The sequence below is a fragment of the Candidatus Chlorohelix allophototropha genome (assembly GCF_030389965.1).
Lineage (GTDB): Bacteria > Chloroflexota > Chloroflexia > Chloroheliales > Chloroheliaceae > Chlorohelix > Chlorohelix allophototropha.
In genome coordinates this window covers 2,880,262-2,895,776 of record NZ_CP128399.1, presented here as the reverse complement: position 1 = coordinate 2,895,776, position 15,515 = coordinate 2,880,262, and the positions used below count along the sequence as shown (strand labels likewise).

11 protein-coding genes and 1 pseudogene are annotated in these 15,515 nt (G+C 46.1%); 5 read left to right on the top strand and 7 right to left on the bottom strand.

The annotated features are described in order from the left end of the window. Positions 1-45 precede the first annotated feature (45 nt). The 7 genes and pseudogenes from OZ401_RS12655 to OZ401_RS12625 all read right to left on the bottom strand — a co-directional run bounded on the left by OZ401_RS12655 (position 46) and on the right by OZ401_RS12625 (position 5,836). Entirely contained in the window at positions 46-837 is a 792-nt protein-coding gene (locus tag OZ401_RS12655) for an NADH-quinone oxidoreductase subunit J family protein (RefSeq protein ID WP_341468604.1), read from the bottom strand. 11 nt (positions 838-848) lie between these two features. Next, positions 849-1,709, bottom strand: coding sequence for a NuoI/complex I 23 kDa subunit family protein (locus tag OZ401_RS12650; RefSeq protein ID WP_341468603.1), 861 nt, complete (start codon positions 1,707-1,709; stop codon positions 849-851). Positions 1,710-1,771: 62 nt separating this feature from the next. Further along, entirely contained in the window at positions 1,772-2,863 is a 1,092-nt protein-coding gene (nuoH, locus tag OZ401_RS12645) for an NADH-quinone oxidoreductase subunit NuoH (RefSeq protein ID WP_341468602.1), read from the bottom strand. Between the two features lie 78 nt (positions 2,864-2,941). After that, positions 2,942-4,099, bottom strand: coding sequence for an NADH dehydrogenase (quinone) subunit D (nuoD, locus tag OZ401_RS12640; protein WP_341469881.1), 1,158 nt, complete (start codon positions 4,097-4,099; stop codon positions 2,942-2,944). Between the two features lie 109 nt (positions 4,100-4,208). Continuing rightward, the gene (locus tag OZ401_RS12635) at positions 4,209-4,670 is read right to left on the bottom strand and encodes an NADH-quinone oxidoreductase subunit C (protein ID WP_341468601.1); all 462 of its coding nucleotides are present in this window, start codon (positions 4,668-4,670) and stop codon (positions 4,209-4,211) included. A gap of 324 nt (positions 4,671-4,994) precedes the next feature. After that, positions 4,995-5,459: pseudogene (locus tag OZ401_RS12630) on the bottom strand (NADH-quinone oxidoreductase subunit B); the annotation flags it as partial. Continuing rightward, positions 5,447-5,836, bottom strand: a complete 390-nt coding sequence (locus tag OZ401_RS12625; RefSeq protein ID WP_342398981.1) for an NADH-quinone oxidoreductase subunit A — start codon at positions 5,834-5,836, stop codon at positions 5,447-5,449. The pseudogene OZ401_RS12630 and the gene OZ401_RS12625, both read right to left, overlap by 13 nt. 455 nt (positions 5,837-6,291) lie before the next feature. On the opposite strand from OZ401_RS12625, the gene OZ401_RS12620 reads away from it, so the two are divergent. The 5 genes from OZ401_RS12620 (at position 6,292) to OZ401_RS12600 (ending at position 15,513) form a co-directional block, all read left to right on the top strand. Continuing rightward, positions 6,292-8,757, top strand: a complete 2,466-nt coding sequence (locus tag OZ401_RS12620; protein ID WP_341468600.1) for a S8 family serine peptidase — start codon at positions 6,292-6,294, stop codon at positions 8,755-8,757. Between the two features lie 234 nt (positions 8,758-8,991). Next, a complete protein-coding gene (locus OZ401_RS12615; RefSeq protein ID WP_341468599.1) occupies positions 8,992-11,754 on the top strand; it encodes a S8 family peptidase in 2,763 nt (920 codons plus the stop codon). Between the two features lie 164 nt (positions 11,755-11,918). Beyond that, the gene (locus OZ401_RS12610; RefSeq protein WP_341468598.1) at positions 11,919-13,016 is read left to right on the top strand and encodes a sensor histidine kinase; all 1,098 of its coding nucleotides are present in this window, start codon (positions 11,919-11,921) and stop codon (positions 13,014-13,016) included. Positions 13,017-13,429: 413 nt separating this feature from the next. Beyond that, on the top strand, positions 13,430-13,603 hold the full coding sequence (locus OZ401_RS12605; protein WP_341468597.1) for a hypothetical protein: 174 nt from the start codon (positions 13,430-13,432) through the stop codon (positions 13,601-13,603). Between the two features lie 353 nt (positions 13,604-13,956). Continuing rightward, the gene (locus tag OZ401_RS12600; RefSeq protein WP_341468596.1) at positions 13,957-15,513 is read left to right on the top strand and encodes an ArnT family glycosyltransferase; all 1,557 of its coding nucleotides are present in this window, start codon (positions 13,957-13,959) and stop codon (positions 15,511-15,513) included. The last annotated feature ends 2 nt before the right edge of the window (positions 15,514-15,515 follow it).

The following is a 15,515-nucleotide window of genomic DNA, read 5'->3' as shown; positions in this document are numbered from 1 at the left end:
GTAGCGAGCATACGCCACAAGCGAAAGGCAACTCAGCCTCTCACATTATTTTTTCAAAGTAAGCTTGCGCTCTTTATCAAGTTCGTTCATACCGAGCATTTTAAGCTCTTTTTCGTATTCAAATTCTTGTGCCGAACCGGGTCCTGCCACACCACCAAGGCTGATACCAACTGAACGAAACTCTTTGCGATCGCGCTCAAGTCCACGTCTGCCGATTACGATTGAGCCAATGGCAGCTACCAGCAAGATTAAGGAACAAATTTCAAAAGGCAGAATAAACTTGCTGTAAAGTTCTTTACCTAGCAACGCGGTATGCCCGACGCTGTTAGGTTCGGCAAACCAGCCCTCATTGCTCTTGACCACGCTGTTGCCTTGCGTATCGGTCATCGGCACTTTGCTAGAAACCACGTAGCTGATGTTTTTCGCCATGTTTGCTGCTTGGATATTGGCGGAGTCTGTAATTTTCCCGCCGTTATTATAGTAGTTGCTGGCAAAAACTATGAGCAAAACTTCAGCCAGAAACGCTAAGGCGATTACCGGAGCTAGGCGGCTCTGGAAAAAGCGAAACGGATTCAGCACCGGCCCGGGGCGGAGTTGTAACAGCATCATCACAAAGACGAACAAAACCAGAATAGCGCCGCTATACACCAGAACTTGCAGCGCCGCCATAAACTCGGCGCCCATCAGGATGTATATACCCGCTACGTTGAAGAAGGTAAGTACTAGGGAAACGGCAGAATGCACCGGGTCTTTGAAAATTACCAGACCTAGTGAGCAGACAATCGAAAGTCCCGATAATACCAGAAATATAATTTGCTCAAGCGGCAATCCAAACATTGTTCTAATCCTTATTTCTTGTCAGTCCACTCGCCCTTGCCAAGCTCAACGCGTTTTTTGTCGCCCTGACCGTCTTCGTCATAATACTTGTGTTTTTCCACTTTATTGACATCACCTACGGTCAGCAGGTTGGTTCGTACTTCGGCGGCGGTATCTGCCTGATTCTCCACGAATTTGGGCATAGGTACTCTGGAGTCTTCCGGTAGATACTTATTTTGGATTTCCTGAAGGTTGGGAGGCAGGGTGCCTTGCGCCAATGGTTTACCTTCACGTATTTTCTTAAGATAGTCTTCGTATTTCATCGGGTAGCCGTGCGGTAAAGTTCCAAGCGCTGGTTGGTGACTCTGAAACTTGCCACGTTGGATACGCGGATCAAGCTGGTTGTGCTTGAGGAAGGTAGAAGGCGCATTTGTAACAGCCGGGAAACCGGGTTCTTCAATAGCCTCTCCGCTGCGTTCTTTTTCGCGATCGGAAAGCCGCAACATCGCTTCTGCATCAAGGATAAGTTGGCTGCGGTCGTAAACCGACAATTCAAATTCATGCGTCATAACCAGCGCCAATTCTGGGCAAACTTCCACACACATTGCGCAGAAAACGCAGCGACTCATATCATAGAGATATATTTTTGCATTGCGGAGACCCACATCATCAGTGCCGGGTACTACCGTGAGGCAGTTTGCCGGACAAGCGGCGGCACACAAACCACAACCAACGCAACGTTCTTTGCCTGTATCTTGATCGCGCACCATACCGACTGCGCCTCTGAAGCGCGGGTGGAAATTTCTCATTTCCTTGGGGTATTGCAACGTCACGTTCTTCTTAAAGAAGTGCCGGAGCGTCAAACCCAGACCTTGCGCTATTTCCTTTATCATCTAGACCACTCCTCTATCAGAAAGTTTTGAGAAATTTAACACTTGAACCTCAAAACTGTACTTTATCCCCACCAACCGAAGGTTATACCTAAATATTTAAAGATTGCGGTAATTGCTACGTTAGCAAGCGCAATTGGGAACAATACTTTCCAGCAGAAACCCATCAACTGGTCGTACCGGAAACGTGGCAAAGTAACCCGAATCCAGTAGTACAGGAATAGGAAGAGACCAAATTTCAGGAATAACCAGATAGGACCGGGAATGAACTCAAGGAATGAAGCAGGCGCTGCCCAACCACCTAAGTATAGGGTTGCTACCGTAGCTGCTATCACGTTCATGTTGATATACTCACCTAGGTAGACCATCCCGAAATGCATTGCGCCGTATTCAAGGTGATAACCGGCTACAAGTTCCGATTCGGCTTCCGGTAAGTCAAAGGGGTTGCGGTTGGTTTCGGCGATACCGCTGATGGCGTAAACAACGAAGCCGAAGAACTGTGGAATGATATACCACATCGTGTTCTTCTGTGCTAACACCACATCGTTCAGGTTTAGTGAGCCTGCCATTATTAGCGTACCCATTAAGCCCAGACCCAATGTCAGTTCATAGCTAACCACCTGCGCCGATGAGCGGATACTCCCAAGTGTCGCGTATTTGTTACCGCTGGTGTAACCGGACATTACGATACCGTACACGCCGATTGAACTAAGCGCTAGCAGGTAGAGGATGCCCATATTGAGGTTGGCAATTATCGGGCGTAACCAACCACCCAACAACCCCTCGCTGGTAGCATCGCCCCACGGTATTACCGCAAAAGCAGCGACTGCCGGAATAAAGCCGATTATCGGAGCAAAGAAAAACAACGTTTTGTCGGCATCTCTCGGCACGATGTATTCTTTGTTCAGCAGTTTGACGGCATCGGCAATAGGCTGTAACAAACCGATAGGACCTGTGCGCATTGGACCAAGACGTTGCTGGGAGAGCGCCATTACTTTGCGTTCTGCCCAAGTCTGGTATGCCATGATTACCAATACAACGTTCATAATAATGAACAGGGTCACGAAGGTTTGGAGAAACCAGATTACAGGTTCCTCTGGGGCATTTACCTTTGCCGCTGTTGCATTTACAACATCAAATAATGCGAGTGAAAACATGAGCTTTGTTTTCCTGTAGTGAGCAGATTATACTTATAAGTCAATGGTTGCTACTGTAACGGCAACCGAATCATGGCATTACCGATCAACTTCACCTAGAACGATGTCTATCGTTCCTATGCAGGTAATAAGATCCGCTATCATACGACCTTCGGTCATTAGCGGAAGTGCCTGCAAATTAACGTAACTGGGAGCGCGAATTTTCAGTCGGTAAGGGCGCGGAGACCCATCGCTGATAATATAGAAACCCAATTCTCCTTTAGGACCTTCCAAACCAAAATAGCATTCACCTACAGGGGTAGGGAACCCGTGGATGACCTGATAGAAGTGGCGTTGCATTTCTTCGGCACGAGTCATTGAGAGTTCTTTATCGGGCAATACTATCTTAGGGTCATCTGCTTTGACAGAACCTTTCGAAGGTAATTTCGCCAACGCCTGCTGGATTATGCGATTGGACTGTTCCATTTCTTCCATACGTACCAGATAGCGGTCGTAGCTGTCCCCGGTAGCGCCGAGTGGAATTTCGAAATCCAATTGATCGTAGTACATATAGGGTTCGTGCTTGCGCAAGTCCCACTCGACTCCGCTACCACGCAAACTTGGACCGGTAAACCCATACTGAATGGCTTCTTCCGCCGTAACAACCCCTACGCCCTGAGTACGAGACATAAAAATAGGGTTTTTGGTGACTACCTTGTGATAGTCTTTTAGGGCTTTATGGAAAAGCTCGGTAAATTCATGTACTTTCTCATTGAAGCCGGGAGGCACATCTGACATCAAGCCACCGATACGGGTATAGCTGACGGTCAGGCGCGCACCGCTGCACATCTCGAAAATATCCATTATGGTTTCGCGGTCACGGGTAGCCCACAGGAAGGGGGTAATTGCCCCAATGTCCATTACGTGGGTGCCGAACCAAATTAAGTGACTGGCGATGCGCTGCAATTCGCTTAGAATCACTCTAATCCATTGCGCTCTTTCAGGCACTTCAACCCCAACCAGTTTTTCCACTGCCATGGTGTAAGCTAGGTTGTTATTAAAAGGGGACATGTAATCAAGGCGGTCGGTGAGCGGAAGAATCTGGGAATAATATTTATTTTCCGCCAGTTTTTCAGTGCCGCGATGCAGGTAACCGGGAACAGGGTCGCAGCGTACTATCGTTTCGCCCTCAAGGTCTACAATCACCTGAAGCACACCGTGGGTGCTGGGGTGATGCGGACCAATGCTGAGGCGCATTCGCCGATCGCCTTTTTCTTGTAAATTATCCCCGCCTACAGGGTTCACCACATTCTGCATAAGAACCTCGTCATTTATTTAGAAAAGCAAGGGTTAAATAAGCCCTCGATTAAATATCGTATCCCTCGGTCGGGTAATCCTTGCGCAACGGGAAGCCTTCCCAATCTTCAGCCATCAAAATACGGCGCAAATCGGGGTGTCCGTCATAAATAATTCCGAACATATCGTAGGTTTCGCGTTCCAACCAGTTGGCAGTTTTCCAGACAGCGCAAAGGCTAGGGATGTTCTCGCTGGTGCTGGCTTTTACCCGGAAACGGTGACGTTTGGGTATGGAAAGCAAATGGCTAATAACATCGAAGCGCTCATCCCTTAACGGGTAATCGGCAGCGGTTTCGTCAATCATCATATCGAAGGCGCAATCTGGGTCATCCCGCAAGAACTGGTGAACTTCGAACCAGGCTGTTTTCTTTACGCGGACAGTAACCTCATCGCGAAATTCGGTTATAGCCAAGACCTTATCGCCAAATTTTTCCTGTAACTTCTGTGCAACTACCTGAAGGCTTTCCTTCATTTGCGTTTTAACTCTTTCTTCCTGTTTTCAAACATCATCAAAAGTCAGATTTCAAGAATCCAAGATTGCTTTGTAAGTGACTGCTTGTTACAAGCTTGCAAGCAACCATATAGCCTTGATATCTGACTTTTGCCACAAGTTTATTCAGGGTAGCCTCTACTTTAACAGGGTAGGAGGGCTACTGATTTCTTCGTCGATGAACTGCATATAATCGGCGGCACTCGGTAAAGCAATATGACCGGGACGGTTGACTTCAGAAGTATCCCATGTACGTTCAAACTCGTTGCCATCCTGCTTCAAAATCGGCAGCGGTTTGCGAATACGTCTTTCTTTGGCTATTTTCTTGCGCAACTCGTCAATGCCATAAGCAAAGGCTTCAGGGATGGGTGGGCAACCCGGTACATAAACATCTACCGGAATGATGCGATCCACTCCCTGTAATGTGCTGTAACTGTTATAGATGTTGCCACTAATTGCACAACTACCAACTGCCATTACCCATTTTGGCTCTGCCATTTGGTCGTAAACGGTCTTGATCACAGGTGCCATTTTTTTGGTTACTGTGCCGGCGACCATCATCATGTCTGATTGACGCGGGGAGAAGCGGAAGAGCATTCCCCAGCGTTCCAAGATATCAAAGCGGCTGTTTGCGTGCGCCATCATTTCGATACCGCAGCAAGCTGTACCAAACAAAACCGGCCAGAGCGAGTTTTGGTGACCCCAGTTGAGCAGAGCATCTACAGTGGTGGTTACAAAGTTATCGTTTAACTTTTCGTTTAGAAGACCCAATCCAAGGCTCCTTTCAACCAAGCATAGGCATAACCCAGCAAGATTACAAAGATGAAGATACCCATTTCTATCAGTACGAACAATCCATCACCCCGGCGTACAAAGCCATCAAAGTTAATCGCCCACGGATAAAGGAACACTGCTTCTATGTCGAACAACACGAACAGCATTGCTATGATATAGAAGCGCACTGAGTAACGTTCGCGAGCGTGACCGACAGGCGGCACACCACTTTCGTAAGGAATAGTTTTGCGGGAATTTGGTTTGTTTGGTCTGATAAGAAAACCGAGCAATAACAATGTCATACCCATGATTGTTATTACTACCAGAAAGATAGCAGTGGAGAGATACGCCAAGTTGAAATCTTCTAAACTCATACCGGGTTAGCCTTGTTTTTTTCTATTATTCGATTTTATCGGTTTTAGACTTCTACGGACGTGTAGAAGTGGACTTGAGCATATTATCCTTGTTGGAGGATACAAAGTCAGCTTAAATTCGTGATATGCTGAACAATGTGCGATGGGATTATAGCATGCTGGTTTAAACCATGCAATTCAGGTACAAGTGTTTTCTAGTGAAATTAATGGCTTTCCTATAGGTAGAAAATGGGTACGATTAGGGATTATTTGGGGAAGGCTCTTTTTTTCTAGATTGTGACATGCTTGCATACTTTTACTAAAGCGTGTATAACTGAGTCTAGTCCCGATTGTCTAATTATGAAATCTGGCTTTTTGAGATAGTAACCCGGAATTTCCCGCCTATAATATTTACTATAAGCAAGAACCCTCCAAAAACCGTGCAAGCGAATCGTTGGCGGAGATATAGATATTAGATGAAAACCCGTAACGGATATTCCACTTTTCTTCGTGTAGCCGGTTACTGGCTTATTTTTGTTTTGTTTGCGGGTTTGCTCCTTAATTGCCTACCTCATTTTCTAGCCTATCCTTCAAATCAAAGCGTTTCAGAAACGTCACTCGATAATACCCAACATCAACCTATACCGGGAGAAATTATTGCTTCTTTCCAGCCCGACTCCGCGCGTATTCTCTATAATGAATTGCGCTATAACGTCATTCAAACTAAAGGCGATTCAAGTTATATCGGTCAGCGTTTGCCCTATTCAAGCTTGATAGAAGGAGTTCCAAAATTACGCGAGGTTTTTAGCAAGTATGGGGTGTGGGCAGCCGATGCTATTGACCCGGAAAACGGTACTTACCGACTTAATGCTAATCTAAATGCTGATGTATGGGCAATGCTGTATGAGGTGCAACAAAGTACGCAAGTGCGTTTTGCAGAACTCGATTATCCGGTTTATGGTTTTCGAGAGCCGAACGATCCTTATTATTTACGGGGCGACCAGTGGGGATTAGCTAAAATAGATGCAGCTTCTGCTTGGGATATTACCACCGGTTCGGAAGATATTCTCATTGCAGTGGTTGATAGCGGAGTAGCTGCGCTACACCAAGACCTCGAAGGTAAGGTGGTAGGGGGTTTGAATTTTATAGTCACGCCCCCAACCATTTCAACAATTGATGATGCAGGGCATGGCACTTTCGTAGCGGGTGTAGCTGCTGCTAGGGGCGATAACAATTATGGGATTGCCGGAATAGCATGGGGTGCGCGTATATTACCGATTAAAGTCCTCAACTCACGGCTGCAGACTTCCAATGCGGTAGTGGCAATGGGTATTAACTATGCTACTGAACGGCATGCCAATATTATCAATCTGAGTTTGGGTGCGCCGGAACGTTCGGAAGCAGTTTACGAAGCGGTGTTGAAGGCATATAACCAAGGAGTGGTGTTGATCGGCGCTGCCGGTAACGAGGGTAATTCGGTACCGCAATATCCCGCTTCTTTTGATGAGGTAATTGCTATTGGGGCGAGCAATCAGTTTGACGGTGTAGCACCTTTTAGCAATAGCGGTCCTGAAATATCTCTAGTAGCGCCGGGCACCAGCATATTTAGCCTGACATGGTCGCAACCAAACGCTTCGGTTTTCGGATTTGATAAAGGCACAAGTTTTTCCGCACCCTATGGTTCAGGTACAGTTGCGCTTATGCTTTCGGTTAATCCTAGCCTGACACCCTCACAAGTGCGAAATATTTTGGAGGCTACTGCCGATTATCCGGGCGCTCCCATAGTACAGACCCCTACTACAGCAATTTCTCCAACATCCACCACTGCCTTGACCCCTTCAGTTGGTTTTACCACTCCCGCTGCGGTGGCTCCTTTCTCCGATACCGATACTGCAACGGCTACCGTTCCGGTTACGATTACCCAACGTACTATAGCGCCTGTATTTTCTACAACTGCTACCCCAATTACACCGATTTATTATGATACGCGCCTCGGTTTTGGCAGATTGAACGCCTATCGCGCCGTTCTGGCGGCACAAAAAGGCGATCCGGTCGCTTCCAAACGTGGGCAAGCTCTAATAAAAGTATCGGGCATTCCTAATCCGCGTGATGTGGTTGTGACTCTAACGCCAGGTGACACTAGAGTTCCTTTCGCTGATGGCAGTCTTGCCTTTTCAAATTTACCACCCGGAAATTATCGCCTCACTGCCGCTTCCAGCAAATACGGTTTACCCAATAAAACTTACCCGCTCCAAAATTTCAGCTTTCAGATTACGGGCAATGGAAATAATACGAAGAACTTTGCCTTCGATTTTTCACCCTCCGCCAAGCTACTTTCGAGCGGGGTAAAGTTTGGCGCTTTCGTTTCTTTGGATAGCGCTCCCGGTGGAGATACACTTTATTTCGACGATACAGGGCATTCCATCGGCAAGCCCTTCCGGCAATTCTGGGAGAATAACGGCGGTTTATTGGGTCTCGGCTATCCGATAAGCGAATCCTTTATCGAAAACGGTATGCAGGTGCAATATTTCGAGCGAGTGGTTTGCGAATTTCATCCTGAGTTTGCAGGAACTCCCTTTGCTGTACAGGTGCGTCGGTTGGGAGTGGAATACTCTGAAAAGGTAAAAAACAATCCGGCTTTCAACAAAGTACCCGAACCAACCGCGGTAGAACTAGCCAATTCTCAGGTATTTTACTGGAAAGAAACGGGTCACACTCTACGCGGTTCATTTCTTAAATACTGGCAAGATAATGGGAACTGGATTACTTTGGGTTTACCCATCAGCGAGCCTTTTAATGATGGTGGCAGGGTAGTGCAATATTTTGAAAAGCAGATTCTCGAACTTCATCCTGAACTTTCTTCAGAAAGTCTTGATGTTCTTGGCGCTTTGGTAGCGCGGGACTATGCGCGAACTCAGGGTTTGTTGGGACCGGGCTATTAATCCTTTCGATTCGACCAAATTTCTTTAAATACTACTTGCAGAATCCCCGATTTGATGGTAGATTAAGTTATGACAAGTTGTTATGACAAGTAGAGGTACGGCTTGCCATGCCTCTAGACGTTTCTGTTTGGCTCACAACTCCACACAGCCCATGCTATATGGCGTGCGACTAAGCTCTAGTCAAAACTCAACGGGCTTTTGACCGTATGGGGTCGGAATCAGGAGAACCAATTCATGAGGCGACCAAACCGATTTTTCACCAGCCGCGCCCATTTTGCTTATCATTGGCTGGCAATTGTACTGCTTTTGCAGCTTTTCATTGTACCGACTGCGTTGGGCGCACCCTCGCAAGATGAAACACCCGCAGCAACCGTAATCCCTGATGGCGCTGAATACCGTCAAGGCGAAGTAATAGTAAAATTCAAAGATACGTCCGTTGGGCAATTTCAAAATCTTGCGGTTGCTTATCTGTCCGGTAATACCGATATTGCATACTATAAAAATTTAGGTCTGACCAATGTGATAGGGTTAGCATCGCTACCGCGCATAAGCGTTCTTTCTGCACCCGGCGCCGATGTTAAAACCTTGGTTACTGCCTTTAGCCTTAATCCGGCAGTAGAGTATGCTGAACCTAACTATATCAGGCATATTTCTAGAGAACCTGCGGATAGCTTTTACACTCAAGGCAGACAGGATTATCTAAAGCGGATAAATTTGCCGGATGCGTGGGAACAGGTTTACGGCTCTGCTACTAATGCCTATACTCCTCGGCAGGGTGTTGTTATTGCGGTGGTAGATACTGGCATTCGCAATAATCGTAGCCTAACTCTCGATTCTGGTGAATGGGATTTATACAGTTCTTTTGTACCAAACGGCGATACTACAACCAGTTCTACTACTCCTTTAAGATCACCAAATGGTCCGGCGGCGCCGCTTCCAAAAGGTATTGTAGAATCTGATCCTTGCTATCTACCCCAACCTTCTCCTTACCCTTCGTCAGGGCAAGGGCAAGATCAACAAAACGCCGGTTGTACGGTTTTGGGATTATATGGCGGTGATGGTGTTTGGGATCTTAGAGGTAGGGTCTATTACGCGCAGGGTATCAGCACCGTACCGGATTGTGGTTCTCCTCGTTGGAAACCTAATACTCCGGAATGTACTACCGATTATAACGGTCATGGTACGGCTGTTGCTGGTATTATTGCTGCTAACCCGAATAATGATTATAGCGAAGTAGATGATGTTCCGATTGTTACAGATCCAACTACAACCCCACCTAAAGTGACTATAGTAAAAATGCGGGTTTATAAACGTAACTATAGCTATGGAATGGTGGGGGTTAACTGGAATTATCCTGCTTCTGCTAACATTAATTTTCCTGGGGACGAGACTAAAACTGGTACATCCTCTACCGGACTTTTATCAGTACGTGCCTGTAACTGGAACGGCGAATGTGCCGACTCGTGGTTAGCTGAAGGTATAACTCAGGCTGCTGATGCAGGCGCACGCATAATCAATTTGAGCCTCGGCGGACCAAACTACTCCAAGGCAATGGCTGAGTCGATAAAATATGCTCAGAGCAAAGGGGCGATAATTGTAGCGGCTTCCGGTAATGCGGCTAACGGTGTGGCAGAATATCCGGCAGCATACGATGGCGTAATCGCAGTTGCTGCTACCGACGAAAACAATAATGCGGCAAAATTTTCCTCCTTTGGCTCATGGGTTAGCGTTGCGGCTCCGGGAACTAACATCCTGACCACCAATATTAACTGGCCTGGTACTGCGTTTAACAAAGGCAACCCTTACCTAACCGACGATGCGTTTGGACATAACAGAGACTCTGGCGACTATACAGTTGTAAATGGTACAAGTTTTTCCGCTCCAATAGTAGCTGGTGTTATCAGCCTGATGTTGGAGGTAAATCCTAACCTTTCTGCTGAACAGGTAAAGTCTATTCTGCAAGGCACTGCTACAGACATTGATGCTCCGGGTCGGGATGACCGAACAGGGTATGGTCTGGTTAATGCGGGCGCTGCGGTAAGGGCAGCTATAAACAACAATCTGACTCCGAATCGGAACTCTTTCGTTTACGGATTTGTCGCAGGAGCTAACCCGGCAGATGTAGTAATGTCGCTGGACCCGGGACAGCAAGTAAAAAATACGGATTCGGCAGGGAGATACCGTTTCGATAATCTGGGCGCAGGTGTTTACACTTTACGCGCAATTTTGCCTAAAGCAGCGCGTATTCTAGGACCTGTCACAATTACGGTAGATGGTAGCTCCAATGCAGCAGTGCCGGTAAACTTTGATTTTGCCAGCGGTCAGGTAATCGCCGGTCCGGGCGCAGTAGGACCAAATTCGACGCAACCGCCTACCGGGCAAGGTACAGTTGCTCCACCAGATCAACTTGCCAGCCAATCGATCTATTTCAATAAAGTAGCCCCGGTTTCCAGTAGCAATGAACTAAGTTATTTCTCTGAAACAGGGCATACTCTCAAAGGCGAATTCAAGCGGTTCTGGGATTCGCGTGGTGGCTTAGAGGTCTTTGGCTATCCTTTGAGCGAAGAGTTCCTTGAGGTCAGTAAGACTGATGGAAAACTCTATACAGTGCAATATTTCCAGCGTAACCGCTTCGAATTACACCCTGAAAACGCCGGAACCGCTTACGTGGTGTTACTGGGCTTGCTTGGGAGTGAGTCGGTTAAAAACCGGAATTTCCCGCCGATAGCGCCTGTTTCATCTGCGGGCAATCTGATTTATTTTGACAAAACTGGTCATACCCTGAGCGGTCGCTTCCTAGAATACTGGAATAAAAGTGGTGGACTAGATATATTTGGCTATCCCGTAAGCGAGCCATTGCTAGAAAATGGTTTGCAGGTGCAATACTTTGAGCGCAATCGCTTTGAGTACCATCCTGAAAATGCGGGTAGTAAATACGATGTGCTGCTTGGTTTGCTAGGGGTTGATTTAGCACGCAATCGCAATTACATAAGATAAGGCTTAATTTGAGCCTTAACTATATTGTATCGCTAATCTGTAGGGACTTCTGTCCTTACAGATTTTTTTCCTGATTATGGCTTGTGCTTGCTCTTTGTGCTATCATGATGGCTACACATTGGAGCAATAATTGCCAATAAAGCTACCTTAATGGAGGCACCCAAATGAGTATGTCCCCACTTGGTTCAAATCCAGATCCCGAGGAAATCGATCAAAAGTTAGATGAACTGATGATTGAAGCTCGTAACCGAGCAGAAGAGCTTAATAAACGTCTGAGTGAGGTTGAGATGCTAATCCGGCAGAACCAGACAGAGGTTGACAGGCTCGGCGCCAGAGAGGGACAGCTTTCAGCGCGCTTAAAAGATATGGAAACCAACATGGATGCTTATAGCTTGCCAGACATCAAGGTGCTATATAACAGCTACCATGAGGTGCAGCTACGGCTCAACTCTATGCGTAAGGAAGTCGAGTTGCTCAGAGAGCGACAGAAATATCTAAAAGAGCAACAGCAAGAAAATTTCAAGCTTTACCAGATTTTGAATCAGCGTCCCAAAAGTCAGGCTGTACAAACTTCCAGCCATGTGCGTGGGGTACAGGGCGTTGAAGCTCAGGAAATGGTCGGTAAGATTATTCAAGCGCAAGAAAACGAGCGTTTGCGCGTATCCCGCCAGTTGCATGATGGACCCGCTCAGGCAATGAGCAACCTAGTGTTACGTGCTGAAATTTGCGAACGTTGGATGGAAGCGGACATTGCGCGGGCGAAAGCTGAAATAACCGGCTTGAAATCTATGGTGAACGATACTTTACAAGAAACGCGCGGTTTTATCTTCCAACTTCGCCCTATGATTCTGGATGATCTCGGTTTGTTGCCTACCTTACGTCGCTATATTAAGGATTTCCAAGAGAAAAATAAAATTGAAGTTAATCTGGTAAGCAGTGGGGTGGAGCGTCGTTTGCCCAACCAGTTTGAAGTAGCTGTTTTCCGTATCATTCAAGAAGCCCTAAGCAATGTGGCAATTCACGCCCATGCCTTACACGTTAATATATCGCTTGATCTGGGTGAACAAGCTGTAACCCTGAGCGTAGAAGATGACGGTAATGGCTTCGATATTCGCAAGCTAGAAGGTGAGAAACAGCAGAAATCACTGGGTATTCACAGTATGGGGCAGCGCACCGAAATGTTAAACGGCAGGTTGGAAATAGCCAGTACACCGGGTCGGGGTACTCGTGTAGCGGCGTATATCCCCTTGGTTACTGTTTGATATAAATAGTTGCTAAATAAACTTTATGTGTGAAATAATCGTAATGGAATCCGTAATGTTTAAATGATATAGTAGACCCAGATGAGGAAAACACAATAGCAGCAATCTAAAAGTACTACATACCAAATGGCTATTGTTATTAGAACCTCATAATCCTAAAATAGATATAGTGGAAGCAAATAATAATGCTTCAGTTCTAGAAGAGACGAGTTGCAAACTGTACTGGTATCCAAGCAATAGGCGCGGCGCAAAAAATATTATTCAAAGTTTTTTTTCCTAATTCTGCCTGACCTTTGCTAATCACACTCCGCTGTTTCGCAATTAAGTCCCTCTTGCATTGAAGAGTTATCCTTTGTAACCACACTGTCAATCTCATCTTTAACAACTTACTATTTATGTTGGAGGTAACGACAATGTTGGACTTCAAGAAACTTTTCCGCAAACAGACCGAAGAAAAAGAAGGCCAGGGTCTCGTAGAGTATGCTTTGATCCTCTTCTTGGTAGCCGTAGTAGTTATCGCCATTCTGGTGTTCCTCGGACCTCAGATCGGTAACGTCTTCAGCAGCGTAACTAAGAACCTGTCCTAATTAACTGGAATTTTGCCTCTGCTCCGTTTGGGGCAGAGGCATTTTATTTCTACGCTGAAGCTATAGCTCAATCTTAATCGGAAAAATAAGGTCACGGGCTATACGCTGATACTGTTCCAAATATAGCTATCTAGGCTATATGAATAAAAATAGGGATATTACACGGACACCCCACCCTAATCGGTGGGGTTTTTCTTTGTTTTTGAAAATACAAGCTTCACAGGTTATTATTAGCGTGAGTTATAACCTTTTTTACTTATAGTAGGGGAAATTCCACTACGAACGCCATAAAGCAAGCTTTTGTACTCCTAAACCGTCACCCGTACCTATTCCTTTTAGGCGCGGCTTTGATTTTGCGTTTACTGGTTGCGTTTTTCTGGGTAAAGCAACCCGGTTTTGTAGATGCTTATTATTATTACCAAGCTGCCCAGAATTGGCATGAGGGTCATGGCTTTGTAATCAACACAGTCTGGAATTATCAGATAACTGCTTTTAATCCTCCCAACCCGACCTTTGATTATACCCACCCAGCCTTCGATTACTGGAATCCCTTGTCTAGCTGGCTTATTCTCGGTTCATTTGCTTTATTTGGAGTGTCTTCTTTTGCAGCTTCCCTGCCATTTATGCTGTGTGCAGCGTTATTACCACCTTTGGCTTTTTATGCCGGGAAACTGACTTTTGGAGAGGCACAGCGGCGTTATAGCTGGGTTATGGCGGTTGCTACGCTCTTTCCGGGACGCTATTTCTTGTTCTGGAATGCCCCGGATAATTTTGCAAATTTTGCTTTGCTCGGCTTGCTTTGCTTTATTACTATTCATTTGGGTCTGAACAAAGACGACCGCTGGTTGGTTTTGGCGGGTGTATTTAGTGGGCTAGCTTACTTGTGCCGAAGCGATGGGGTGTTATTTACTGCTACTCTTGTACTATCCTTTCTTTGGGTGCGCTGGCGACCACAAACAGGGCTTCAAATTTGGAAGCCACGTTGGGGAAGATTGGGTTTAGCCCTAATTGCTGCTTTTTCGGTGGTAACCCCATGGTTATGGCTCAATCTGTCAGAATTTGGCACACTCTTTTCTCCCAACAGTAGCAAGGTATTGTGGTTGCGCACTTATAACGAACTATTCAGCCATAGCCTTTCACTAACACCTGCACGGTATTTCGAGTGGGGTTTTGGCAATATTCTTATGAGCAAACTCAACGCTCTGGAGATAGGTGCCCTTATTCTAAGCGCACAGGGCTTGTTCCTATTAGCTCCTTTTTTCCTGCTAGGTATCTTTCTTCTAACTTTTAAGAATCGGGCTTATGCACCATTCTTAATCCATCTAACGCTTTTATATTTCGGAATGGCATTGGTATTTACTGAAATTAGTTTGCACGGAACGCTTTTTCACGCTGCTGGTAGCCTTATACCTTATCAAGCGGGTGCGGCTCTTTTCGCGATTGAATGGTTAGCACGAAAATATAGCGTATGGCGCAAACGACCTAACCGTTTCAAGTTTTTCGCTAACGGAATCGCGGTGCCGTTGCTGGTGGTATCTGCTGTAATCACTTTAATAGCAGCTGCTTCTGGTGCTAGCACTTGGGATAACGATTTTAATTATGCTGTTGAGATAAATGATTGGTTCAAGGCAAACGGTATTTCAAACTATGCTATAATTATTGGCGAGCCGTTAAGCTACTACTACACTACTGGGAATCCGGCTATAGCGCTGGCAAGCGATAGTGTAGCGGCTAATCTAGAAGCTGCCCGCCGCTTTGGGGCAAATTATCTGGTGCTTGGCGTAGAGCGTTATTCAGCCTTAGACGCTTTGTATAAAGATAAGAGTGGGGCAATAGCGGCTGGTCTGAAATTGCAATTTATTGCAGAATTTAAGGGTAGCCAAATTTACAGGATAGAACCGGTTAATTAGAG